The organism is Paracoccus sp. BR5-17, from assembly GCF_055693925.1.
Window position 1 is genome coordinate 392,990 of sequence record NZ_JBVFUV010000003.1, and the last position, 23,844, is coordinate 416,833.

Here is a 23,844-nt window from a genome sequence, read left to right on the forward strand (position 1 = left end):
TCAGGCCCCTGCGCTTGCCAGCCGGCGGTCGTGCGCGTCTTCCGTGGCGCGGACCTCCTCGGCCGGGATGTGATAGTCGCGGGCATAGTTGAACGTGTGCAGGACCGCGGCGATCACGATGCCCGCGAAGGACAGCGCCGCCAGCCACCAGATGTACCAGACCAGGGCAAAGCCGCAAATCGTGGACAGCGCCGCGATGATGACGCCCGAGCCGGTGTTGCGCGGCATGTGGATCGGCACGTAGGCCGCGCGCGGCCGGGTCTGGCCGTGGCGCTTCATGTCCCACCAGGTGTCCAGCCCGTGGCTGACCGGGGTGAAGGCGAAGTTGTAGGCGGGCGGGGGCGAGGATGTCGCCCATTCCAGCGTGCGCCCGTCCCAGGGATCGCCGATGTCGTCGCGCAGCCGGTCGCGCCGCGCGATCGAGACGCCGAACTGGATGAACATGGCGGCGATGCCGACGGCGATCAGGACCGCGCCTAGGGCGGCGATGGCGAACCAGATCTGCAGGCTGGGATCGTCGAAGACCCGCATCCGCCGCGTCACGCCCATCAGGCCCAGGACATAGAGCGGCGCGAAGGCCACCCAGAAGCCCACCACCCAGAACCAGAAGCTGACCTTGCCCCAGAACGGCTCCAGCCGGAAGCCGAAGGCCTTGGGCCACCAGTAATAGATCGCCGCGAACAGCCCGAACAGCACCCCGCCGATGATGACGTTGTGGAAATGCGCCACCAGGAACAGCGAGTTGTGCAGCACGAAGTCGGCGGGCGGCACGGCCAGCAGCACCCCCGTCATGCCGCCGATCACGAAGGTCAGCATGAAGGCGATGGTCCACATCATCGGCAGCTCGAAGCGGATGCGGCTGCGATACATGGTGAACAGCCAGTTGAAGATCTTCGCCCCCGTGGGCACCGAGATGATCATGGTGGTGATCCCGAAGAACGAGTTCACCGACGCCCCCGACCCCATCGTGAAGAAGTGGTGCAGCCAGACCAGATAGGACAGGATGGTGATGCAGACCGTCGCATAGACCATCGAGGTGTATCCGAACAGCCGCTTTCCGGTGAAGGTCGCCACCACCTCGGAATAGACGCCGAACAGCGGCAGGATCAGGATATAGACCTCGGGGTGGCCCCAGATCCAGATCAGGTTCACATACATCATGGCGTTGCCGCCAAGATCGTTGGTGAAGAAATTGGTGCCGACATAGCGGTCCAGCGTCAGCAGGACCAGGGTCGCCGTCAGCACCGGGAAGGACGCCACGATCAGGACGTTCGTGCACAGCGAGGTCCAGGTGAAGATCGGCATCCGCATCATCGTCATGCCGGGCGAGCGCATCTTGACGATGGTCACCAGCAGGTTGATGCCCGACAGCGTGGTGCCCACGCCGGCGATCTGCAGCCCCCAGATATAGTAGTCCACGCCCACATAGGGGCTGTAGCCAAGCCCCGATAGCGGCGGGAAGGCCAGCCAGCCGGTCTGCGCGAACTCGCCCACGAACAGCGACATCATCACCAGGATGGCACCGCCCGCGGTCATCCAGAACGACAGGTTGTTCAGGAACGGGAAGGACACGTCGCGGGCGCCGATCTGCAGCGGCACCACATAGTTCATCAGCCCGGTGATGAAGGGCATCGCCACGAAGAAGATCATGATGACGCCGTGGGCCGAGAAGATCTGGTCGTAATGATGGGCATTCAGATAGCCTTCGGATCCGCCGAAGGCCATGACCTGCTGAAGCCGCATCATGATCGCGTCGGCAAAGCCGCGCACGAACATGATGAATGCCAGCACCATGTACATGATGCCGATCCTCTTGTGATCGACGGTGGTGAACCATTCATGCCACAGATAGCCCCAAAGCCGGTACCTGTGCAGCATCCAGAGCATCGCGATGCCGCCGATGCCGACCACGACACCGGTGGCCCAGACGATCGGATCCTGCGGGATCGCGTTCCAGTCCAGGCGCCCCAGCAGGAAGGTGGTTTGGATGTCGGAGGGTACAGCCATCGTCGGCCTCTACAGATTCTGGTCGGCCCCGGCCGGCGGCGCGGCCTGGGTCACCTGGTTCGGGATCAGGTTGCGGCCCAGGATGCCCTGCGGCGGCTGAAGCCCCTGCCCGCGCATCGGGGTCAGGTCGCGGGGGGCGGGACGATCGTCCTGATCGGCATAGGCCAGCATCTCATCCAGTTCCTCGACCGTGCAGATGCCGGTGACCTGGAAGGGCGGCAGACCCAGCACCGGGCGCGGGGTGCCGCGGCCGGGTTCGGCCAGGGCGGCGACGTTGGCGATGCCCGGCAGGCCCAGCCCGCCCTGCGCGTCATAGGCCATCATCTCGGCCATGCACATGCGGCCCTGCTCGACGCACATGTTCACCACGCGGCTGAACAGTTGCGGATCGACCCGGGCGAAGGCCATCGGGGGAACGTTCTCGCTGGGTTCCTCGAGTTCAAGGTAGCGGGCGCGGTCCAGGGTCCCGCCGCTGTCGGCTACCCGGGCAAGCCAGCCGTCGAAGCCGGCGCCATCGACCGCATGGGCCCTGAAGCGCATCCCCGAAAAGCCCGCGCCGGAATAATGCGAGGCCAGGCCCTGATATTCGCCCGCCTCGTTGAAGACCCCGTGCAGCGTCGTCTGCATCCCCGGCATGGCATAGATCATCCCCGCCATCGCCGGGATGTAGAAGGCGTTCATGACCGAGGTCGAGGTCAGCGTGAACTCCACCGGCCGGTCCACCGGCACGACCAGTTCGTTGACCGAGGCGACGCCCTGTTCGGGATAGATGAACAGCCATTTCCAGTCCATCGCCACGACCTGCACCTGCAGGGGCTGTTCGTTGCCGACAGGGGTTTCCGCGTCGATGCGGTCCAGGGGCCGGTAGGGATCCAGAAGATGCGTGCCGACCCAGGTCAGCGCGCCCAGGCAGACGATGATCAGCAGCGGGATCGCCCAGATCACCAGCTCCAGCTTGGTGGAATGGTCCCAGTCGGGATCATAGGTCGCCTGCCGGTTCGACGCCCGGTAGCGCCAGGCGAACCACACGGTCAGCGCCATCACCGGGACGATGATGATCAGCATCAGCAGCGTGGACTGCACCAGCAGTTCCGCCTGCCGGGCGGCGATGTCGCCAGACGGCTCCAGCACGACCGCCTCGCAGCCGGCAAGCAGCATGACGGGCGCAAGCCACGAAAGATGTCCGAGAGACTGTCTCATGCGGTCAGGATCCTGGTAGGCGCCGGAATCACGCGGCTGTTCCGGCGGCGACGCCTGGATGTTTGCAGTCAGATAGCCGCCATGATCTGGATCAAACATAAGACAATTTGTCGCGTATCAATCCCCGGCGGCTTGCGGCATGTCTTGCGGCGGCGGCGCGGTTCCCGCGGGACCGTGCGCATCCTGCCCTTCACGCCTTGTGGCCCCCTGCGGAGTGGTTCGCGCAATGGTGACATCATTCAGAAGCCCCCGTCGGCCAAAGCGCCGGCAAGGATGCCGACGACATCCACGTCACGCCCTCGGACATCGCGGTGGGCGTGGTGATCGGGCGCACGTCCGAGTTCTTCGATTTCTTCGTGTTCGCCATCGCCTCGGTGATCGTGTTCCCGGCGCGGCTGTTTCCCTTCGCCGATCCGCTGACCGGCACGCTGCTGTCCTTCCTGCTGGTGCTGCTGGCCTTCGTCGCCCGCCCCGTCGGCACGGCGATCTTCATGCGCATCGACCGCAAGCACGGGCGCGTGACCAAGCTGACCCTGGCGCTGTTCCTGCTGGGCACCTGCACGGTGGCGATGGGGCTGGTGCCGTCCTACGAGGTGCTGGGCGACTGGGCAATCGTCGCCATGGCGGTGCTGCGGATCGGCCAGGGCCTTGCCATCGGCGGCAGCTGGGACGGCCTGTCGTCGCTGCTGGCGCTGAGCGCGCCTCGCCGGAAGCGCGGCTTCTACGCGATGGTGCCGCAGCTTGGCGCGCCGATCGGGCTGATCGTCGCGGCCTCGCTGTTCTCCTTCCTGGTCTCGAACCTCTCGGCCGAAGATTTCCTGGACTGGGGCTGGCGCTATCCGTTCTTCGTCGCCTTCTCGGTCAACGTGGTGGCGCTGTTCGCGCGCCTTCGCATCATCGCCTCGCCCGAGTTCCAGGAGGCCTTCGAGACGCGCGAACTGCAGCCGACCCGCATCCGCACCGCCTTCCGGTCGGACTGGCGGGCGATCTGGCTGGCGTCCTTCGTGCCGCTGGCCAGCTTCGCGATGTTCCACATGGTCACGGTCTTTCCGCTGTCCTGGGTCTATCTCTATACCGACGAGACGCTGACCTTCTTCCTGAACATGACGGCGCTTGCCGCGGTCTTCGGGCTGGGGTCGGTGCTGCTGTCGGGCTATCTGTCGGACTGGTTCGGGCGGCGGCGCGTGCTGCTGTGGGGATCGCTGGGGATCGGCGCCTTCAGCCTGATGGCGCCCCTGCTGCTGAGCGCGGACAAGACCGGGGTCAGCATCTACCTGATCCTGGGCTTCCTGATCCTGGGCATCAGCTTCGGCGTGTCCTCGGGGGCGGTGGCCTCGATGTTCAACAGCCGCAACCGTTATACCGATTCCGCCTTCGCCTCGGCCCTGGCCTGGCTGTTCGGGGCGGGGCTGGCGCCGCTGACGGCGCTGTTCCTGTCCACCACCCTGGGCCTGTTCGCGGCTGGCCTGTATCTCCTCTCGGGCGCCGTCGCCACCGCCATCGCGCTGTGGCTGGTGCGGCAGATGGAGTTCCAGAAGCAGGGCTGACAACGCGGGCTTGACCCGGCACCGTGCAGATGCACGATGATCCGGGACATCGAGGACCGGGGGATCGCTTGTTTGCAGACTTCGACAGGGTGGACGTTGCGCTGCCGGGGGCCACGATCCACGCCCGGATCGGCGGCAGGGGCGACCCGCTTCTGCTGCTGCACGGTTATCCGCAGACCCATGCGATGTGGCACGGGATCGCGGCGGATCTGGCGCGCAGCCACCGGGTGGTCCTGGCGGATCTGCGCGGCTACGGCGATTCGCGATGCCATGACGGGGACTTCACCTTCCGCGCGATGGCCCGCGATCAGGTGGCGCTGATGGGGCATCTGGGCCATCCGCGCTTCAAGGTGGTGGCCCATGACCGCGGCGCGCGGACCGCGCACCGGATGGTGCTGGACCATCCCGACGCGGTGCGGTCGGTGGCGCTGCTGGACATCCTGCCGACGCTGGATGTGTGGCGCACGATGGATGCCTGGCTGGCGCAGCGTTATTACCACTGGACGTTCCTGGCCCAGCCGGGCGGCCTGCCGCAGCGGCTGATCGGCGCCGACCCGGTGTTCTTCCTGCGATCCGTCCTGACCGGGCTGGCCGGATCCGCCGACGGCTTCGACCCGGCCGCCCTGGCGGAATACGAACGCGCCGCGCTGGGGCCCGGGGTGGTGGATGCGTGGTGCGGCGATTACCGCGCCGCGGCCACCACCGACCTGGACCACGACCGGGCCGACCTTGGCCGGACCAGCGACATCCCCTGCCTGATCCTGTGGGGCGGCAGGGGCGTGGTGGCCCATCACGTCGATCCGCTGCAGGCCTGGCGGGCCTGGTTCCCGACCGCCCGCGGCCAGGCCATCGACGCCAGCCACTTCCTGGCCGAGGAGCGCCCGGCCGAGGTGCTGGCCGCCATGGCCAGCCACCTGCGGGACTAGGGTCTCAGCCCGCGCGCCGCGCCTTGGCCTCGCGCCGGCGCGCGTGCAGCACCGGCTCGGTATAGCCCGAGGGCTGCGCGGTGCCCGTCAGCACCAGATCCCGCGCCGCCTCGAAGGCGGGGCCGTCGAAGCCGGGTGCCATCGGCACATAGTTCGGATCGCCCGCGTTCTGCTGGTCCACCTTCACGGCCATGCGGCGCAGCGCGTCCTCGACCTGATCGCGACTGACAAGGCCCTGCTCCAGCCAGTTCGCCAGGATCTGCGCGCTGATGCGGCAGGTGGCGCGATCCTCCATCAGCGGCACGTCGTCGATGTCGGGCACCTTGGAACAGCCGATGCCCTGATCCACCCAGCGCACCACATAGCCCAGGATCCCCTGGGCGCTGTTGTCCAGTTCGCGCAGGATGTCGGACTGCGGCAAGGGCGTGTCCCCCATCAGGGTCGGCGTCAGCAGGGCGTCCAGATCCGGCACGGGCTGGCCTTCCAGTTCATCCTGGCGCGCCGCCACATCGACCATGTGGTAATGCAGCGCGTGCAGCGTGGCCGCCGTCGGACTGGGCACCCAGGCAGTGTTCGCGCCCGACTGCGGATGGGCGATCTTGGTGCCCAGCATCTCGGCCAGGGCGTCGGGCTTGGCCCACATGCCCTTGCCGATCTGCGCGCGGCCGCGCAGGCCGCAGTTCAGGCCGATCAGGACGTTGCGATCCTCATAGGCCTTGAGCCAGCCCGACCGCCGCGTCGCATCGCGCCCCGCGAAGGCGCCCGCCTGCATCAAGGTGTGGATTTCGTCCCCGGTGCGGTCCAGAAAGCCGGTGTTGATGAAGAACACCCGGTTGCGGATCGCGTGGATCGAGGCTGCCAGGTTGGCGCTGGTGCGGCGTTCCTCGTCCATCAGGCCCAGCTTGACGGTGTTGGCGGGCAGGCCCAGGATCCGTTCCACGCGGGCGAAGGTGCGGTCGGCGAAGGCGGCCTCGTCGGGTCCGTGCATCTTGGGCTTGACCACGTAGATCGAGCCCACCCGGCTGTTGCGCGGCCCTTCGGTCTTTCGCAGGTCGTGGAGGGCCGCGGTGACCGTCACCATCGCGTCCATCAGCCCCTCGGGCGTGTCCTGGCCGTCCAGGCGCACGGCGTCGGTGGTCATCAGCAGGCCCACGTTGCGCACCAGCAGCAGCGCCCGGCCCGGCAGGGTCAGGGTGCTGCCGTCGGGCTGCGTCACCACCCGGTCATCGGCTAGACGGCGGGTCATGGTCCTGCCGTTCTTGTCGAAGCTGTCGACAAGGTCGCCCTTCATCAGCCCCAGCCAGTTTGCATAGACCGCGACCTTGTCCTCTGCATCCACGGCGGCCACGCTGTCCTCGCAGTCCTGGATGGCGGTCAGCGCGGCTTCCAGAACCACGTCGCGCAGCCCCGATGCCGAGACCGCGCCGATCGGGTGGCCCGGGTTGATGACCAGTTCGACATGCAGGCCGTTGTGGCGCAGGACCAGGGCGCTGTCCTGGCCCTCGACCCGGCGCCCGACATAGGCCGAAGGATCGCGCAGCGTGACGGCAGAGCCCGCGACGACCGCCCTGAATCCCCCGGCATCGGCGTCATAGGAGGTCACCTCGGCATGGCTGCCGCCGGTCAGGGGGAAGGTCTCGTCCAGGAACTGCGCGGCGCGGGCGACCACCGCCTCGCGGCGGGCGGGGTCGATGCCGCCAGCGGCGGGCGGCGGCCCCATCACGTCCGAGCCGTAGAGCGCGTCATAAAGCGAACCCCAGCGGGCGTTGGCGGCGTTCAGCGCGAAGCGCGCGTTGCTGACCGGCACTACCAGCTGCGGCCCGGCCACCTGCGCGATCTCGGGATCGACGCGGCCGTTGTCGATGGCGAAAGGCGCCGGTTCGGGGACCAGATAGCCGATCTCGGTCAGGAAGGCGCGATAGGCCGCCGTGTCCCAGGGCTGGTTGCCGCGGGCCTTGTGCCAGGCGTCGATGCGGGCCTGCAACTCGGCGCGGCGGTCCAGCAGGGCGCGGTTTTCGGCAGCGAAGTCGCGCAGCAGCCCCGCATAGCCCGACCAGAAGGCGTCGGCATCGACGCCGGTGCCGGGCAGCAACCGCTCCTCGACGAAGGCGGCCAGGGTCTCGGCCACCTCGAGGCCGTGCTGGCGAAGATGGCGGGTCTGGGTCATGGGCTTCTCCTCTCCGATCGCGCGCGGTGGCGTGCCGCTTGTGAAAACCCGTTTACGCCAGATGGGCAGCGGTTCCAAGCGCAATGAAAAGTTTTTCTGACGGGTGGAAAAACCGCATCGGCGGGGTCCGGTCGCCGTTCCGTCCGGTTCCGGCGATCTTCCGCGGCCCTGCCCCAGCCCGCCGCAACCCTGCCGGCGCGGGGCTGCTGGCGTGCGCGCCGGGCGCCGGCGCATCCATCGCAGGAACCTGCCGGAACCCCGGCCCCTTTTTCAGGGGCTCTTGTCCTCGACCACCTCGGCCGTGACCTCGCGCGCGGCGGCTTCGTCCTCGGCCTCGCTGCCGGCCTCGACGATCTCGCGGGCCTCCTCCTCGTCCTCGTCCTCGTCCTCGATGGCAGGGGGATCCTCGCCGGCCAGGAAGTTGCCGAACTTTTCCCAGCCGGGGACATAATCCGCCAGAACCCGCAGAACGACCAGCACCGGCACGGCGATGATCATGCCGATCACCGACCACAACCATGCCCAGAGCGCCACCGCCAGAAACACCACCACCGTGTTCATCTGCAGCCGGCGGGACACGAAATAGGGCGTGATGACCTGCCCCTCCAGCGAGGTCAGCAGCATGTAGCTTCCCGCCACCATCAGCGGCCAGAAGATGCCGGGCATCACCACCAGCGCGACAAGGCCCGATGCCGCCACCCCGACGATCGCGCCCAGATAGGGGATGTAGTTCAGCACGAAGGCGCCCAGCCCGAACAGCACCGCGCCGGGCATCCCCCAGGCGAACATGGCCAGCCCGACCGCCAGCCCCAGCCCCGCATTGATGATGGTAATGGCGCCCAGATAGTTGCCCAGCGAGATCCTCGATCTGGCGCAGGGCCAGATAGGCGCTGCGCTTTTCGGCCATGGTGTCGAAGCTCTGCACGATCTTGAGATACAGCAGATCGCCCGAGGCCAGCATGAAGAACAGCAGGACCAGCGTCAGGACGATCTGGCCGATGATCGGCGGCGTGAACCTCATGGCCGAGGTCAGGGGGCTGTCGCTGACCTCCTGGACCTTGATCGGCTCCTGCGGGCTTGTCTCGTCGCCGCCCTGGACGTCCTCGATTTCCTCGGCGGCCTGCTGAAGCTCCTGGAAGGACGCGCGCAGGTCGCTGAACTTCTCCTCCAGCCGGACCTTGATGGTGGGCAGGTTCTCGGCCGCGCGGCTGATCGGCCCGCTGGCGACAAGGCCGATCAGGACCACCGTCAGGACCAGGCCAAGCGTGACCACGGTCGCGGTCAGGCTGTCGGGCACGCCGCGCCGTCGCGCCAGGCGGCGCAGGGGCGTGAAGACGAAGAACAGCAGCGCCGCCAGCGTCACCGGCATCAGGAAGTCGCGCCCGGCGGCGATGGCGGCGAAGGCGAGGATCAGGAAGATGCCGATGACGGCCCAGTTGGCCGCGCGCCCGCTGGCTCCGCTGCCTTCGGGAAGAAAGCGCGGAAAGCTGTATTTCTGGGCCAAGGCGGTCCCCCGATGCTGCACCGGCCGCCCCATGCTGCGCCGGCAGGATCGAACGCGAACGGGCCTGCGATGTTCCAGACCGCCGCGACCGATCGCACCGACCCGGCCGGCACGGATCAGGGCGCGCGGATCAGATCGGATGGTCGCCGGTCGCGTCGATCACGCGGCTGGGCAGACCCATCTGCCCCAGAAGCTCCAGGAAGGGACGGGCGGGCAGATCCTCGACATTCACCATGCTGCCGACATCCCAGGTGCCGCGCGCGACCAGCACCGCCGCCGCGACCGGGGGCACGCCCGCCGTATAGCTGATGCCCTGGCTGCCGACCTCGGCAAAGGCGTCCTTGTGGTCGGCGACATTGTAGATGAAGACCTCGCCCGGCTTGCCGTTCAGGCTGCCCTTGACCAGATCGCCGATGCAGGTCTTGCCCTGATAGTCGGGCGCCAGGCTGGCCGGATCGGGCAGCACCGCCTTGACCACCTTCAGGGGCACCACCTCCTGCCCCTCGGCGGTCCTGACCGGCTGTTCGGACAGAAGCCCCAGGTTCTTCAGCACCGTGAAGACGTTGATGTAGTGATCGCCGAAGCCCATCCAGAAGCGCACGTCGGCGTCCTTGTAGCGGGCCGACAGGCTGTGGACCTCGTCATGACCGGACAGATAGGCCTTCTGCTTGCCGACGACCGGCAGATCCCATTCGCGGCCAACCTCGAACATCTGGTTGGTGCGCCATTCACCGCCCTGCCAGGAATAGACCGTCCCGGTGAACTCGCGGAAGTTGATCTCGGGGTCGAAGTTCGTGGCGAAATACCGCCCGTGCGAGCCCGCGTTGATGTCCACGATGTCGATGCTGTCGATCTTGTCGAAATATTCATCCTCGGCCAGGCGGGCATAGGCGTTCACGACGCCGGGATCGAAGCCCGCGCCCAGGATCGCGGTGATGCCCGCGCGCGCCACGTCCTCGCGCCGCGTCCATTCGTAGTTCGCGTACCAGGGCGGCGTCTCGCAGATCCGGGCGGGATCTTCATGGATGGCGGTGTCGATATAGGCGGCGCCCGTGCGGATGCAGCCTTCCAGAACGGTCATGTTGATGAAGGCCGTGCCCACGTTGATGACGATGCCCGCATCGACCTGCCGGATCAGCGCCTCGACCGCGCCCGCATCCATCGCGTCCAGCGCATGGCTGGTGAAGGGCATGTCGTGGCCCTTGTCGCGCAAGGTCTGGATGATCGCATCGGCCTTGGCCTGCGTGCGGTTGGCGATGTGCAGATCGCCGAATTCCCCCGCCCATTGCGCCACCTTGTGCGCCACGACCTGCGCGACGCCACCCGCGCCGATGATGAGGACGTTCTTCTTGGCCAATTCTGGATCCTTTCCGGGGTTGCAGAGAGGGCGCCTTAGGACAGGCTGGATTTGTAGTCGTCGTAGCCGAAGCCGCGGACGGCGCGAACCGTGCCGTCCTCCTCGCGGATGGCGATGGCGGGCATGGCCACGCCGTTGAACCAGTTCTTCTTGACCATCGTGTAGCCCGCGGCATCGGCGATGCTGATCCGGTCGCCCACGGCCAGCGGCCGGTCGAAGCGCGCGTCGCCGAAGATGTCGCCCGCAAGGCAGGTCTTCCCGGCGATCTGGTATTCGTGCGACCCCGCCTGGGGCAGCTTGGCGCTTTCGCGGTAGATCAGCAGATCCAGCATGTGCGCCTCGGTGCTGCTGTCCACGATGGCGACCTGCCTGCCGTTGTCGATGATGTCCAGCACGCTGACCTCGAGGGTGGCGGTGCCGGTGATGCTGGCCTCGCCCGGCTCCAGGTAGGCCTGCACGCCGAAGCGGTCCTGGAAGGCCTTCAGCCGGTCGGCCAGCCGGTCGAGCGGATAGCCCTCTGCGGTGAAATGGATGCCGCCGCCCAGGCTGACCCAGTCGAGACGCCGCAGGATCGCGCCGAACTCGGTCTCGATGCGGGTCAGTTGCCGGTCGAACAGGTCGAAGTCGCGGTTCTCGCAGTTGTAGTGGATCATCACCCCGCTGATGCGGTCCATCGCCGCCTCCAGCCGCGAGGGATCCCATTCGCCCAGGCGGCTGAAGGGCCGGGCGGGGTCGGCCAGGTCGAAGCCGCTGGTGGAAAAGCGCGGGTTCAGGCGCAGGCCGGTGGTCAGCCCGCGCGCCTTGTCGGCAAAGCGGTCAAGCTGCGAGAGGCTGTTGAAGATGATCTTGTCGGCATAGGACACCGCCTCGTCGATCTCGTGGTCGGCCCAGGCGACGGAATAGGCATGGGTTTCCTTGCCGAACTCCTCGTGGCCCAGGCGCAGCTCGAACAGCGACGACGAGGTGGTGCCGTCCATGTAGTCGCGCATCAGGTCGAAGACCGACCAGGTGGCAAAGCATTTCAGCGCCAGCAGCGCCCTGGCCCCCGACGCCTCGCGCAGCCGCGCCACCTGCTGCATGTTGCGGCGCAGGGCGGACTTGTCGATCAGGTAGAAGGGCGTCTGCATCCCGGCCATGCGAAACCTGTGGGCTGAAAGCGAAAGCGCCGATATAGCCACCGCCCGGACCTTTCGCAAGGAAGGGTGACGGGCGCTGCCCGCGGCTCAGCCGCCCGCGCCCAGGCGCCGCAGTTCGCGCTTGACCAGGTCCAGTTCGGCCCGCAGCTGCGCGACTTCGGCCAGCAGTTCCTCGCCGGCAACGCTGCCGGCGATCAGCGTCAGGCGGGCCAGCACGGGCGATCCGGGCCGGTCGGGATCACCCGCCACAAGCAGCAGCCCGTGCACCCCCCGGTCGATGACCGTCCCGGGCAGATCGACCGCCACCGACCACAGGCCCGGCCCGGCATGGACGACCGCGGCCTGCGCCACCGCCTTGCCGCGATGAACCAGCCACAGATCCGGGGGCGGCGCCTCGGCTTGCAGGGTCCCGCTCCAGCATCCTGCCGACAGACCGTGATCCTGGAACCTCATGGCCCGCGCCTCAGGCCTGGGCGCGCCGCCGGCGGGACACCAGCAGGTCGTCGAGGATCACGGCGTTCCGGCGCGGCGCCTCGAAGATCAGGTCCAGCCAGGCCCGATCGACGGGCCGGTTGGCAAGGCCCGCATAGGCCAGGTCGAACTCGGCCTGCCGCCTGGCGCCAGGGCCCTCGACCGGATGGCCAAGCTGGCGCAGCATCGTCTCGGTGTTCGGGCCCTGCACCAGGTTGATCCGGGCATAGAGGGTGATCGGCCGCTCCGCCTCGGTCACCGCATCCAGGTGCAGCACCTGGTCCGGCCCCAGCCCCTCCAGCGCGTCCCCCGGCAGGTCCAGGGCCAGCGACAGGAACCCGCAGGACGCGCCCATCATCTCGATCTGCAGGCCATAGCAGGCCGCCTGCCCGGGGCGCGGCCGCGACAGCTGGCGCAGGATCAGCGCATCGTGGGGACAGTCGTGCCAAAGGGCGGCATCCTCGGCCAGCCGGTGCCCGCTGCGGGGGGCGGCCACCGCCGGGGGCTGATCTGCCCGCACAGCAGCCGCGGCCGCCAGTGCCAGTCCGTGCCGGCCGGCAGGTCGCCCGGCGCCAGCGCGGTCTTTCGCAGCATCAGCGGGTCCGACGCCTGAAGGAACCGCGACAGGCTGCGATGCAGGGCCTGCGCCTGCTCGCGCAGTGCGGGATCGACGGGCCGGGGCCGGCGGTCCAGACGGTCGGCCAGCCGCGCCCAGTCGGGGCGGCGCCGGTCCAGGCCGAACAGTTCCCCCAGTCGCATCGCCATGACGGGCAGCCTGTCCCTTTCCGCTTGTCGCTTCCTTGTGGATAGACTGCAACCTTGACGCGAACAAGCCTCAGGACAGCAGCGCGTCCAGATGCGCGGCGCAGTCGAAATCGGCCTCGGTCAGCCCGCCGGCGTCATGGGTGGTGAACGACACCTGGCAATAGCCCCAGCCGAAGGCGATGTCGGGATGGTGGTTGCGCTTGTTGCCCAGCCATGCGACCAGGTTGGCCATCTCGACGGCCCTGGCGAAGCCCTTGAACCGGAAACGGCGCGTGATCGCGCTTCCGTCCGGGGTCAGGGCCCAACCGTCCAGAGCATCCAGCCGTTCCGCGATCCTGCCCGGGTCCATCGCTCCTCCTCACAGCAGCGGCGAGGCCAGGGCCAGCAGGTTGTTGCGCAACCGGCGCAGCAGGGACCAGTCGCGCACCTCCTCCAGCGTGATCTCGCGCGAGCGTTCGACATAGCTGTCCTGCCGCGCGTCCAGTTCCGCCACGAATTCGTGGTCGAAGACGGCCATGTTGACCTCGTAGTTCAGCTCGAAGCTGCGCCGGTCCAGGTTGGCGCTGCCCACCATGCCCATGCGGCCGTCCACGGTCATGATCTTGGAATGCAGCAGGCCGTCCTGGAACAGCATGATCCGCGCGCCCGCCGACAGCAGGCCATGATAGAACCCCTGGCTGGTCGCCCCGACCACCAGGGAATCGTTGCGCGCCGGCAGGATCATCGTCACCTCGACCCCGCGCCGCGCCGCCGCCCGCACGGCCGCGTCCAGGGCGGTATCGGGCACGTAATAGGGCGTGGTGATGACCACCCGATCACGCGCGGCGTGCAGCATTCCCGTCAGGCAGTCGGAAATCGAGCCCTGCCGCCGGTCGGGGCCGGTGGGGATGACCTGCGCCACCTCTCCGGGATCGGCGGCGGGGCTGACGGGCTGCAGCATGTCGCCCAGATCCTTGCCGGTATAGCTCATCCAGTCGCTCAGGAAGACCGACTGGTACTGCCGGACGACCGGCCCCTCGACCGACATCAGGATATCGACCCAGGGGGCGAAGCGCGGCTTGATGGCGAAGGCCATGTCGGCGCAGTTCCGGCTGCCCGAGAAGGCCACCCGGTTGTCCACCACCAGGATCTTGCGGTGGTTGCGCAGATCCAGTCGGCGGAACAGCACGCTGATGAAGGGCAGCCCCCAGGGGAAGGCGGTCACGCATTCGGCGCCGGCCTCCTGCATCCGCGCCCACAGCGGCGAGCGCACCAGAAGCCGCGATCCCAGGGCATCGACGATCACCCGGCATTCGACCCCCCGCCCGGCGGCGCGGGCCACCGCCTCGGCCACCTTCTGGCCGGAATGGTCGGGCAGCCAGATGTAGAACAGCACATGCACGTGATCCACGGCCCGGTCGATGGCGTCGATCAGCCGGTCGATGGCCTCGTCGCCCTCCTCCAGCAGGCGGATGCGGTTGCCCGACAACGCCGACATGCCCCCCACCGCCGCATTCGCGGCCACCACCGGCACCGCGTAATGGGGCGGCTCGGCGATGACGGCGGGGTTGGGGACGCGCAGGTTGGTCAGCCGGTCGCGCACGTCGGCCATGCGCTGAACCTCGGCCTGGTTCAACCGCACCTCGCCGAACAGCACATAGGCCAGGATGCCGACGACCGGCAGCGCCTCGATCACCATGATCCAGGCCAGCCGCACCGAGGGATCCAGCCGGGGGCGGATCAGGACGCGCGCGATCAACGCCAGCGTGACCGTGGTGTGAAGGATGACCAGGAAGGAAGCCCACATGCCGCGCATCATTCCTCTCTGCCGCGGCAATTGCAATTCCTGCCGTCGGGGCCTATCTCGGGGGCTTGAAAACAGCAAGGGCCGTTCGCGAATGAACTGGATCACCAACTACGTCCGTCCGCGCATCAATTCGCTGTTCTCGCGCCGCGAGGTGCCTGAGAACCTGTGGACGAAGTGTCCCGAATGCGGCGCCATGCTGTTTCACCGCGAATTGTCGGACAACCTGAACGTCTGCACGACCTGCGACCACCATCTGGCGATCAGCCCGCGCGACCGCTTCACTGCGCTGTTCGACGGCGGCGCCTTCCTGGAGGTCAAGGTCCCCGAACCCATCGCCGACCCCCTGCAGTTCCGCGACCAGAAGAAATACCCGGACCGCATGAAGGCTGCGCAGAAGGCCACCGGCGAGAAAGAGGCCATGCTGGTCGCCGAGGGCGAGATCGGCCGCACCCCCATCGTCGCCGCAGCCCAGGACTTCAGCTTCATGGGCGGGTCGATGGGCATGTATGTGGGCAACGCGCTGATCGCCGCGGCCGAACGCGCGGTCAGGACCAGGCGCCCGCTGGTGGTGTTCTCGGCGGCGGGCGGGGCGCGGATGCAGGAAGGGATCCTGTCGCTGATGCAGATGCCCCGCACCACCGTCGCCGTCCAGATGCTGAAAGAGGCGGGCCTGGCCTATGTGGTGGTGCTGACTCACCCGACCACCGGCGGCGTCACCGCCAGCTACGCCATGCTGGGCGACATCCAGATCGCCGAGCCCAACGCCCTGATCTGCTTCGCCGGTCCCCGCGTCATCGAGCAGACCATCCGCGAAAAGCTGCCCGAAGGCTTCCAGCGGGCCGAATACCTGCTGGAACACGGGATGCTGGACCGGGTGACGCACCGCAAGAAGCTGCGCGACGAACTGATCTCGATCCTGCGCATGATCGGCGGGCTGCCGGCACCCACCCGCGCCGACCTGCCGGCGCCCTCGGCCGAAGCGATCCAGCCCGAACCCGCCCAACCCGAACCGGCCCGCCGGGACGCGTCCCGCCCCAGGCCGGCCCGGTCCGAACCCGCGCCCGCCGACTGACCATCTTCCGTGTCCAAATATCCTCGGGGGTCCGGGGGTCCGAGACCCCCGGCTTGTGCCGCATGAGCCATTCCGACGCCATCCTGGACCGCCTGATGTCCCTCCATCCGAAGGTCATCGACCTGTCGCTGGACCGGATGAGGCGCCTGCTGGCGGCCTTGGACCATCCCGAACGCCGCATCCCGCCGGTCATCCACATCGCCGGGACCAACGGCAAGGGCAGCACCCTGGCGATGATCCGCGCGGGGCTTCAGGCCGGGGGGCGCGTGTCCACGCCTACACCTCGCCGCATCTGGCGCGCTTCCACGAACGCATCCGCCTGGCGGGCGAACTGATCGCGGAACCCGACCTCTCGGCGGCACTCGAGGAATGCGAGGGTGCCAATGCCGGCCAGCCCATCACCTTCTTCGAGATCACGACGGCGGCGGCTTTCCTCGCGTTTTCCCGCATCCCCGCCGACTACACGCTGCTCGAGGTAGGCCTGGGCGGCAGGCTGGATGCCACCAACGTGATCGACCGGCCGCGGCTGTGCGTCATCACCCCGGTCAGCATCGACCACACGCAATACCTGGGCGACACGCTGCCCCTGATCGCGGCGGAAAAGGCCGGCATCATCAAGCGCGGCGTCCCCGTGGTGGTGGGCCCGCAGGACGATCAGGCCCTGCGCGTGATCGAGGCCAGGGCCTCGGGCCTGACGGCCCCTGTTCTTGCCCACGGCCAGCACTGGATGATCGCGCGGGACCGGGACGGCATGATCTATCAGGACGACCACGGGCTGTGGGATCTGCCGCTGCCCAATCTGGTCGGCCCGCACCAGATCCAGAACGCCGGCACGGCCCTTGCCGCCCTGCGCCAGCTTGGCGCCACCGAGGCCCAGGCCCGCGCCGCGGTGACCCGCGCCGAATGGCCCGCGCGGATGCAGCGCCTCCGCCACGGGCCGCTGGTCGATCTGGCCGGTCCGCAGGCCGAACTGTGGCTGGACGGCGGCCACAACCCGGCCGGGGGCGAGGCCTTGGCCGCGACGCTTGCCGCCCTGCCGCCGCGCCCGACGCATCTGGTTTGCGGGATGCTGAACACCAAGGACATCGCGGGCTATCTGCGGCCCTTGGCGGCCCATGCGCGGTCGCTCACGGCCATAGACATCCCGGGCGAGCCCAACACCCTCCCCGCCGCGACCACGGCCGAGGTTGCCACCCATGCCGGGATGATCGCCGCAACCGCGCCGGATGTTGCGTCGGCCATCGCCAGGATCGCCAGCCGCGACCCCCAGGCCCGCATCCTGATCTGCGGATCGCTGTATCTGGCGGGACGGGTGCTGCGGGAAAACGGCTAGCGGATCAGGTCGGGCGAACAACCCCGGGTCCGCTGCCCGGGCCGCCTGACCCGGCCGCCAAGGTTCGCGCCGCCGCTAGCCGCTGTCTCCGCCCCAGGCGGCGTCCTGCATTTCCCGCAGCCGGCTGGCAGTGCGCTCGAACTCGAAGCTGCCCTCGCCCTCGTTATAAAGCTGCTCGGGCTGGTCGGCCGCGCTGGCGACCAGCCGGACCTTCGCCTCATAGAGCGCGTCGATCAGCGTCACGAACCGCTTGGCCTCGTTATAGTTGGACGCCGACAGCCGCGGGATGGCGTCGATCATCAGCACCCTGACCTCGCGCGACAGCGCCAGGTAATCGGCCGGCCCCAGAGGCTTGCCGCAGAGATCCCAGAACCCCGAACGGCCCACGCCATCCGCGAACTGCGGCAGGGTGAAGCTGCGCCCGCCGACCTCGATCGCATGGGGGGTGCCCGGGGCGCCGCCGGTCAGGCCGTCCCAGATGGCGTCCATCGCGGCCTTCGCGGCGCCATTGGCCGGGCAGAACCACACCTGCCCGCCCGTCACCCGCCCCTGCCGGTGGTCAACCGGACTGTCCAGGCACACCACCTCGAGCCGCTGGCGGATCAGGTCGATGAAGGGCAGGAACAGCTGCCGGTTCAGGCCGTGCTTGTACAGATCCTCGGGCGCCCGGTTCGAGGTGGTGACGATCACCACCCCCTGCTCCAGCAGGACCTGGAACAGCCGCCCCACGATCATCGCATCGGCGATGTCGGTGATCTGCATTTCGTCGAAACACAGCAGCCGCACCCGCGAGGCGACCTCGATGGCGACGGGACGCACGGTGTCCTGCTCTCCGCGCTGGCGGGCGCGGTTCAGGCCCGCCTGGATTTCCTGCATGAAGGCGTGGAAATGCACCCGCCGGACGGGCACGGTCGCGGCCTCGGCCACCAGATCCATCAGCATCGACTTGCCGCGCCCGACGCCGCCCCACAGATACAGCCCCCGCGCCGCTGGCGCGGGCGGCGGGCTGCCTACCCCCAGGAAGGCGCGCCAGGCGGACCGTTTCTCGGGGACGGGGGCGGCGGCAAGATCGTCCAGCACCCGGTCCAGATGCGGCAGCACGCCAAGCTGCGCCGGATCCGCCTCGATCCGGCCTTCCGCCACGCGCCGTCGGTAAAGATCGCTGACCCTGCCCATGCGCCGCACCTGCCACGGATGCCGAAGCGGCCGCAAGACCCCATGCTTGACCGCCCGCCACCGCCCGTGCGACCCCTGACCCAGCAACCCCCGAGGAGCCATGAGCACGTCCCCCACCCTGATCGCCGGCATCCCGGTCCTGTTCGCGATGGCCGCCCCCGCCGAATACGGCCCCGCCCTGCGCGCCCGGATCGACCCGGTCATCACCGGCATCGGCCCGGTCGAGGGCGCGGTCCAGCTGACGGCGGCCCTGGCCGGGATGCGCGATCTGCCCCGGCTGATCGTGTCGCTGGGCTCGGCCGGATCGGCGCGGCTGGAACAGGCCGAGGTCTATCAGGTCAGCGCGGTCGCCTATCGCGACATGGACGCGTCGCCCCTGGGGTTCGAGAAAGGCCGCACGCCGCTGCTGGATCTGCCGGTGCGCGTCGAACTGCCCCACCGGATCGAGGGTATCCCCTCGGCCACGCTGTCCACGGGCGCCAATGTCGTCAGCGGCGCTGCCTATGATGCGGTGGCCGAGGACATGGTGGACATGGAAACCTTTGCCCATCTGCGTGCGGCCCAGCATTTCGGGGTGCCGCTGATCGGGTTGCGCGGCGTCTCGGACGGGGCGGCGGAATTGCAGCACCTGTCGGACTGGACGCAATACCTGCACATCATCGACGAGAAGCTGGCCCTTGCCGTGGACCTGATGGCCGAGCAGCTGGCCGACGGGCGGCTGATGGCGGCGCCCCCGCGCTTGTCCTGAGGGCAGTCTGCCCCTAAACCCGGCAGGGCATATCGACCGGCAAAGGCAGACATGGCACGCGGCACCACCACCCCCCCGACCGGCCCGCCAGCAGGCGCGTGGGCGCCCTGCGCGCGCTCTGGCCCTTTGTCCGCCCCTACCGCCTCCAGGCGGCTCTGGCGCTGATCGCGCTTGTCGCCACCTCGGCCATCAGCCTGGTCCTGCCCCTGGCGGCGCGGCGGGTGGTGGACAATTTCGACGATGGGGCGGGGCTTCTGGACGAATATTTCGGGGCCGCGCTGCTGATCGTGGCGCTGCTGGCCCTGGGCACGGCGGCGCGGTACTTCTTCGTGACGCGGCTGGGCGAACGGGTCGTGGCCGACATCCGCAAGGCGGTCTTCGCCCGCGTCATCACCCTGTCCCCGGCGTTTTTCGAACGGGTGATGACCGGGGAAATCCTGTCGCGCATCACCACCGACACCACGCTGATCCAGTCGGTGATCGGATCCTCGCTCTCGATCGCGCTGCGCAACATGCTGATCCTGGCGGGGGGGCTGGCGATGCTGGCCTTCACCTCGCTGAAGCTGATGGGGCTGGTGCTGCTGATCGTGCCGGCGATCCTGGTCCCGATCATCGTGCTGGGCCGCCGCCTGCGGGACCTGTCGCGGGCCAACCAGGACTGGATCGCCGCCTCGTCCGGGGCCGCCTCCGAGGCGCTGCTGGCCGCGCAGACGGTGCAGGCATATACCCACGAGGGCCGCAGCATCGCGCGCTTCGACGAGGTGACGGAAAGCGCCTTCGCGGTGGCGCTGACGCGGATCCGCACGCGGGCCGTGATGACGGCCATCGTGATCTTCCTGATCTTCGCCGGCGTGATCGGCGTCCTGTGGATCGGCGCGCGGGACGTGCAGACGGGCGCGATGACGGCGGGGCAGCTGGTGCAGTTCGTGATCTACGCGATCCTTGTCGCCAGTTCGACCGGCGCCCTGTCCGAGATCTGGGGGGAACTGCAGCGCGCCGCCGGCGCCACCGAACGCCTGGGCGAATTGCTGTCGGCCGAGGATGCGCTGACCGATCCGGCCCGGCCGGTTCCCCTGCCCCGCCCGGTGCGCGGCCGCATCACGCTCGAGGATGTGAGCTTCCGCTATCCCACCCGGCCCGATGTGTCGGCCCTGGAAGGGGTCAGCCTGTCGATCAACCCCGGCGAGACGGTGGCCCTGGTCGGCCCCTCGGGCGCGGGAAAGACGACGGTGATCCAGTTGATCCAGCGGTTCTGGGATCCGGCGGCGGGCCGGGTGACGCTGGACGGCATCGATCTGCGCGACATGGCGCGGGCCGATTTCCGGCAGGCCTTGGCGCTGGTGCCGCAGGATCCGGTGATCTTCGCGGCAAGCGCCCTGGAAAACATCCGCCTGGGCCGTCCCGATGCCCCGCCCGCCGAAGTCGAGGCCGCCGCCCGCGCCGCCCATGCCCATGACTTCATCAGCGCCCTGCCGCAAGCCTACGACACGCCGCTGGGCGAACGCGGGGTGATGCTGTCGGGCGGCCAGCGCCAGCGCATTGCCATCGCCCGCGCCATCCTGCGCGACGCCCCGGTGCTGCTGCTGGACGAGGCCACCAGCGCGCTTGACGCGGAATCGGAATCGCTGGTTCAGGCCGCCGTGCAGCGCCTGTCCGAGAACCGGACCACGGTGGTCGTGGCCCACCGGCTGGCCACCGTGAAGAAGGCCGACCGCATCGTGGTCTTCGACGGCGGCCGGATCGTGGCGCAGGGCAGCCATGACGCCCTGGTGGCCGAGGGCGGCCTTTACGCGCGGCTGGCGCGGATGCAGTTCACCGACATGCCGCGGCTGCCGGAACCCGCCTGACCGGCGCCCCGGTTCCCGCCGTCACTTGGGCGCGGCATAGACGGCAGCCCAGAAGCGCGTCTTGCCGTCCGGGCCGATCGCCTGGCCGATGCCGTAATCGCGCACCTGCGGGATCAGGATATTGGCGCGGTGGCCGCTGGACGCGTTCCACTCGGACAGCACGCGTTCCTGCGAGAAGGGTCCGGCGGCGATGTTTTCCGCCGTGACGCGGGGGGCGTAGCCTGCCGCCTTGACGCGCGGGCCGGGGCCGCTGGTCGTGCTGCCCAGATGGGTCATGCGGCCGCGCTGCGCCATGTCGCAAGCGTGCCGCGCGGCGACCTGGGCCAGCACCGGATCCGGCCGCACGGGCGCAAGGCCCGCGCCGCGCCGCATGGCGTTGGTGGCCGCCGCGCCCAGGCTGTTCTGGCCGGGGCTGGTGGCAAGGCAGGTCGCCTGGCCGGCCGGCATCAGCTGCATGGCATGGGGATCGTCACCGGCAGCCTGGTCGGGACCGGTCTGGGCACAGGCAGCCAGCACGGCGCAGCCAAGTGCCACGGCAGAAAAACGGATGGAAAATCTCATGTCGTTTCACCTCGGGATGTCGGACACATCCTATGGGTGAAATATTTAAAAAATGGACAACGCGCGATTGCTCGGGGGACAGACGGGCGATACCCGCCGCAAGCCCGCGCCCTTCACCGTCGCGTCCGTCTTTGGTCGCGCCGCCCGGGCTTGCGCGGCGGGCCGACGCTGACGCAGCGTCGGCCCTTGCTGACGCCGCGTCCTGCAATGACGTTTCGTCAAGGCTCTTGCCCCCTTTCCCGCCGATGTCCCATTCTGGGGCATCGTTGGGATCAGGAGGGTGGTCCCGTGGGAGGAATGGATGACGCGCTTCAGCACTTACGACGACCGCAACGCCCTTGAGGCAGAGATGCCCTACGAGGCCCGGGGCCTGCCGGTCACGATCTACGGCCTGCTGTCGCGCACGGCCGAACGCTTCCCCGACCGCCCGGCGATCAGTTTCCAGCTTCTGTCCGACCCCAAGAGCCACGCCTCGACCCTGACCTGGCGCGACCTGCTGGAGCGCGTCACCGAAACCGCCAACCTGCTGCGCAAGCTGGGCGTCGGGCCGACCGACACCGTTGCCTATCTTCTGCCGAATTCGCTGGAAACGCCGGTGGTGCTGCTGGCCGGCGCCACGGCCGGGATCGTCAACCCGATCAACCCGCTGCTGGACGCCGAACAGATCGCGGGCATCCTGCGCGAAACCCGCGCCAAGGTTCTGGTGACGCTGCGCGCCTTTCCCAAGACCGACGTGGCCCAGAAGGCGGCCGAGGCGGTGGCCCTGGCCCCCGACGTCACCCACGTGGTCGAGATCGACCTGAACCGCCACCTGCGCGGGCTGAAGCGCTTCATCGTGCCGCTGATCCGGCCGCGGGTGAAGCGCCGCCACAAGGCCAAGGTCCTGGGCTTCGAGGCCGCGACAAGCTGCGAGAAGCACACGCGGCTGGATTTCGAGGATGTCCAGCGCGACCGGGTCGCCGCCTACTTCCATACCGGCGGCACCACCGGGATGCCCAAGGTCGCCCAGCACAAGTATTCGGGCATGATCTACAACGGCTGGCTGGGCGGATCGCTGCTTTTCGACGAGACCGACGTGCTGATGTGCCCGCTGCCGATGTTCCACGTGTTCGCGGCCTATCCGATCCTGATGTCCTGCGTCGCGTCGGGCGCCCATGTCGTCATGCCGACCCCGGCCGGATACCGGGGCGACGGGGTCTTCGACAACTTCTGGAAGCTGATCGAACGGTGGCAGGCGACCTTCCTGATCACCGTCCCCACCGCCATCGCCGCGCTGATGCAGCGGCCGGTGAACGCCGATGTGCGCTCGCTCAAGACCGCGATCTCGGGGTCGGCGCCGCTGCCGGTCGAGCTTTACAACCGCTTCAAGGCCGCCACCGGGGTCGAGATTTCCGAAGGCTACGGCCTGACCGAGGCGACCTGCCTTGTCAGCTGCAACCCGGTCGACGGGCTGAAGAAGGTCGGATCGGTGGGCATTCCGATGCCCTACACGCGTGTCCGCATCCTCAACCACGACGACGCCGGCAACGTCCACGAATGCCCCACCGACGTGGTCGGAGAGATCTGCGTGGCCAATCCCGGGGTCTTTCCGGGCTCGACCTATACCGAGGCCGACAAGAACCACAAGCTGTTCGCCGAGGATGTCTATCTGCGCACCGGCGATCTGGGGCGGCTGGACGCGGACGGGTATCTGTGGATCACCGGCCGCGCCAAGGACCTGATCATTCGCGGCGGCCACAACATCGACCCCGCCGAGATCGAGGAGGCGATGCTGACGCATCCCGCCGTGGCCTTTGCCGGCGCGATCGGCCAGCCCGACAGCTTCGCGGGCGAACTGCCCTGCGTCTATGTCGAACTGGTCGCCGGCGCCCAGGTCACCGAGGACGACCTGCTGGCCCATGCCCGGCAGCACATCCACGAACGCGCCGCCATCCCCAAGCATGTCGAGATCCTGCCCGAACTGCCCAAGACCGCCGTCGGCAAGATCTTCAAGCCCGACCTGCGCCGCATGGCCATCAAGCGCGTCTATGACGAGGCCCTTGCCGGCACCGGCGCCCATGTGGCCGAGGTGGTCGAGGACAAGAAGCGCGGCCTGGTGGCCCGCCTGGCCCGCGAAGGCCAGGTGGACGAGGCTGCCGTCAAGGCCCGGCTGGGCGAGTTCACGCGCCCCTGGGAATGGCAGTGATCGCTGCAATCCGCGGTGGCCGGCTTGTTACCGTTCACAATTCTGCGTAGAAAAAT

17 protein-coding genes and 3 pseudogenes are annotated in these 23,844 nt (G+C 68.5%); 7 read left to right on the forward strand and 13 right to left on the reverse strand.

The features are described from left to right. Both cyoB and cyoA read right to left on the reverse strand, forming a co-directional pair. On the reverse strand, window positions 1–2,007 hold the full coding sequence (cyoB, locus tag ACZ1HC_RS03200) for a cytochrome o ubiquinol oxidase subunit I (protein WP_472698722.1): 2,007 nt from the start codon (window positions 2,005–2,007) through the stop codon (window positions 1–3). 9 nt (window positions 2,008–2,016) lie between these two features. Next, a complete protein-coding gene (cyoA, locus tag ACZ1HC_RS03205) occupies window positions 2,017–3,207 on the reverse strand; it encodes a ubiquinol oxidase subunit II (RefSeq protein ID WP_472698723.1) in 1,191 nt (396 codons plus the stop codon). Window positions 3,208–3,527: 320 nt separating this feature from the next. Here cyoA and ACZ1HC_RS03210 point away from each other — a divergent pair, with 320 nt between their 5' ends. Together ACZ1HC_RS03210 and ACZ1HC_RS03215 are read left to right on the forward strand one after the other, a co-directional pair. Then, window positions 3,528–4,754 carry an MFS transporter gene (locus tag ACZ1HC_RS03210; protein ID WP_472698724.1) on the forward strand — a complete coding sequence of 409 codons (1,227 nt, stop codon included), beginning with the start codon at window positions 3,528–3,530 and terminating at the stop codon, window positions 4,752–4,754. A gap of 68 nt (window positions 4,755–4,822) precedes the next feature. Continuing rightward, complete coding sequence (locus ACZ1HC_RS03215) at window positions 4,823–5,680, forward strand: alpha/beta fold hydrolase (protein WP_472698725.1); 858 nt, start codon at window positions 4,823–4,825, stop codon at window positions 5,678–5,680. A gap of 4 nt (window positions 5,681–5,684) precedes the next feature. On the opposite strand, the gene ACZ1HC_RS03220 is transcribed toward ACZ1HC_RS03215, so the two are convergent. From ACZ1HC_RS03220 to cls, 9 genes and pseudogenes are all read right to left on the reverse strand, one after another. Next, complete coding sequence (locus ACZ1HC_RS03220; protein WP_472698726.1) at window positions 5,685–7,847, reverse strand: malate synthase G; 2,163 nt, start codon at window positions 7,845–7,847, stop codon at window positions 5,685–5,687. A 270-nt stretch (window positions 7,848–8,117) separates the two neighbouring features. After that, window positions 8,118–8,792: an AI-2E family transporter gene (locus ACZ1HC_RS03225; protein ID WP_472700769.1), complete on the reverse strand. Its 675-nt coding sequence runs from the start codon at window positions 8,790–8,792 to the stop codon at window positions 8,118–8,120. Window position 8,793: 1 nt separating this feature from the next. Then, window positions 8,794–9,384, reverse strand: a pseudogene (locus ACZ1HC_RS03230) (AI-2E family transporter); the annotation flags it as partial. Window positions 9,385–9,481: 97 nt separating this feature from the next. Continuing rightward, a complete protein-coding gene (locus tag ACZ1HC_RS03235) occupies window positions 9,482–10,708 on the reverse strand; it encodes a saccharopine dehydrogenase family protein (RefSeq protein ID WP_472698727.1) in 1,227 nt (408 codons plus the stop codon). 35 nt (window positions 10,709–10,743) lie between these two features. Beyond that, window positions 10,744–11,844, reverse strand: a complete 1,101-nt coding sequence (gene nspC, locus ACZ1HC_RS03240; protein WP_472698728.1) for a carboxynorspermidine decarboxylase — start codon at window positions 11,842–11,844, stop codon at window positions 10,744–10,746. Between the two features lie 87 nt (window positions 11,845–11,931). After that, window positions 11,932–12,297: a hypothetical protein gene (locus tag ACZ1HC_RS03245; RefSeq protein WP_472698729.1), complete on the reverse strand. Its 366-nt coding sequence runs from the start codon at window positions 12,295–12,297 to the stop codon at window positions 11,932–11,934. Window positions 12,298–12,307: 10 nt separating this feature from the next. Then, window positions 12,308–13,080: pseudogene (locus tag ACZ1HC_RS03250) on the reverse strand (DUF6478 family protein). 70 nt (window positions 13,081–13,150) lie between these two features. Then, complete coding sequence (locus tag ACZ1HC_RS03255) at window positions 13,151–13,429, reverse strand: 4a-hydroxytetrahydrobiopterin dehydratase (protein WP_472698730.1); 279 nt, start codon at window positions 13,427–13,429, stop codon at window positions 13,151–13,153. 9 nt (window positions 13,430–13,438) lie between these two features. Continuing rightward, window positions 13,439–14,866: a cardiolipin synthase gene (cls, locus tag ACZ1HC_RS03260; RefSeq protein WP_472698731.1), complete on the reverse strand. Its 1,428-nt coding sequence runs from the start codon at window positions 14,864–14,866 to the stop codon at window positions 13,439–13,441. A gap of 91 nt (window positions 14,867–14,957) precedes the next feature. Here cls and accD point away from each other — a divergent pair, with 91 nt between their 5' ends. Both accD and ACZ1HC_RS03270 read left to right on the forward strand, forming a co-directional pair. After that, window positions 14,958–15,938, forward strand: coding sequence for an acetyl-CoA carboxylase, carboxyltransferase subunit beta (accD, locus tag ACZ1HC_RS03265; protein WP_472698732.1), 981 nt, complete (start codon window positions 14,958–14,960; stop codon window positions 15,936–15,938). 62 nt (window positions 15,939–16,000) lie between these two features. Further along, window positions 16,001–17,271: pseudogene (locus tag ACZ1HC_RS03270) on the forward strand (bifunctional folylpolyglutamate synthase/dihydrofolate synthase). Window positions 17,272–17,346: 75 nt separating this feature from the next. Here the strand turns inward: ACZ1HC_RS03270 and zapE are convergent. Further along, complete coding sequence (gene zapE / locus ACZ1HC_RS03275) at window positions 17,347–18,447, reverse strand: cell division protein ZapE (RefSeq protein WP_472698733.1); 1,101 nt, start codon at window positions 18,445–18,447, stop codon at window positions 17,347–17,349. 100 nt (window positions 18,448–18,547) lie between these two features. Here zapE and ACZ1HC_RS03280 point away from each other — a divergent pair, with 100 nt between their 5' ends. Both ACZ1HC_RS03280 and ACZ1HC_RS03285 read left to right on the forward strand, forming a co-directional pair. Continuing rightward, window positions 18,548–19,195, forward strand: coding sequence for a 5'-methylthioadenosine/S-adenosylhomocysteine nucleosidase (locus ACZ1HC_RS03280; protein ID WP_472698734.1), 648 nt, complete (start codon window positions 18,548–18,550; stop codon window positions 19,193–19,195). A gap of 98 nt (window positions 19,196–19,293) precedes the next feature. After that, window positions 19,294–21,042 (forward strand): ABC transporter transmembrane domain-containing protein, encoded by a 1,749-nt coding sequence (locus ACZ1HC_RS03285; protein WP_472698735.1) that lies wholly within the window; start codon window positions 19,294–19,296, stop codon window positions 21,040–21,042. Between the two features lie 21 nt (window positions 21,043–21,063). Here the strand turns inward: ACZ1HC_RS03285 and ACZ1HC_RS03290 are convergent, their stop codons facing one another. Continuing rightward, on the reverse strand, window positions 21,064–21,603 hold the full coding sequence (locus ACZ1HC_RS03290) for a CAP domain-containing protein (protein ID WP_472698736.1): 540 nt from the start codon (window positions 21,601–21,603) through the stop codon (window positions 21,064–21,066). Between the two features lie 301 nt (window positions 21,604–21,904). On the opposite strand from ACZ1HC_RS03290, the gene ACZ1HC_RS03295 reads away from it, so the two are divergent. After that, window positions 21,905–23,788 carry an acyl-CoA synthetase gene (locus tag ACZ1HC_RS03295; RefSeq protein WP_472698737.1) on the forward strand — a complete coding sequence of 628 codons (1,884 nt, stop codon included), beginning with the start codon at window positions 21,905–21,907 and terminating at the stop codon, window positions 23,786–23,788. Window positions 23,789–23,844 lie beyond the last annotated feature (56 nt).

Bases quoted from the DNA above. Each gene is read 5' to 3' on its own strand.
- nspC (WP_472698728.1), bottom strand. From the start codon at position 11,844: ATGGCCGGGATGCAGACGCCCTTCTACCTGATCGACAAGTCCGCCCTG.
- ACZ1HC_RS03220 (WP_472698726.1), bottom strand. From the start codon at position 7,847: ATGACCCAGACCCGCCATCTTCGCCAGCACGGCCTCGAGGTGGCCGAG.
- cls (WP_472698731.1), bottom strand. From the start codon at position 14,866: ATGTGGGCTTCCTTCCTGGTCATCCTTCACACCACGGTCACGCTGGCG.
- ACZ1HC_RS03255 (WP_472698730.1), bottom strand. From the start codon at position 13,429: ATGGACCCGGGCAGGATCGCGGAACGGCTGGATGCTCTGGACGGTTGG.
- ACZ1HC_RS03280 (WP_472698734.1), top strand. From the start codon at position 18,548: ATGAGCACGTCCCCCACCCTGATCGCCGGCATCCCGGTCCTGTTCGCG.
- ACZ1HC_RS03290 (WP_472698736.1), bottom strand. From the start codon at position 21,603: ATGAGATTTTCCATCCGTTTTTCTGCCGTGGCACTTGGCTGCGCCGTG.
- cyoB (WP_472698722.1), bottom strand. From the start codon at position 2,007: ATGGCTGTACCCTCCGACATCCAAACCACCTTCCTGCTGGGGCGCCTG.
- ACZ1HC_RS03245 (WP_472698729.1), bottom strand. From the start codon at position 12,297: ATGAGGTTCCAGGATCACGGTCTGTCGGCAGGATGCTGGAGCGGGACC.
- zapE (WP_472698733.1), bottom strand. From the start codon at position 18,447: ATGGGCAGGGTCAGCGATCTTTACCGACGGCGCGTGGCGGAAGGCCGG.
- accD (WP_472698732.1), top strand. From the start codon at position 14,958: ATGAACTGGATCACCAACTACGTCCGTCCGCGCATCAATTCGCTGTTC.
- cyoA (WP_472698723.1), bottom strand. From the start codon at position 3,207: ATGAGACAGTCTCTCGGACATCTTTCGTGGCTTGCGCCCGTCATGCTG.
- ACZ1HC_RS03295 (WP_472698737.1), top strand. From the start codon at position 21,905: ATGACGCGCTTCAGCACTTACGACGACCGCAACGCCCTTGAGGCAGAG.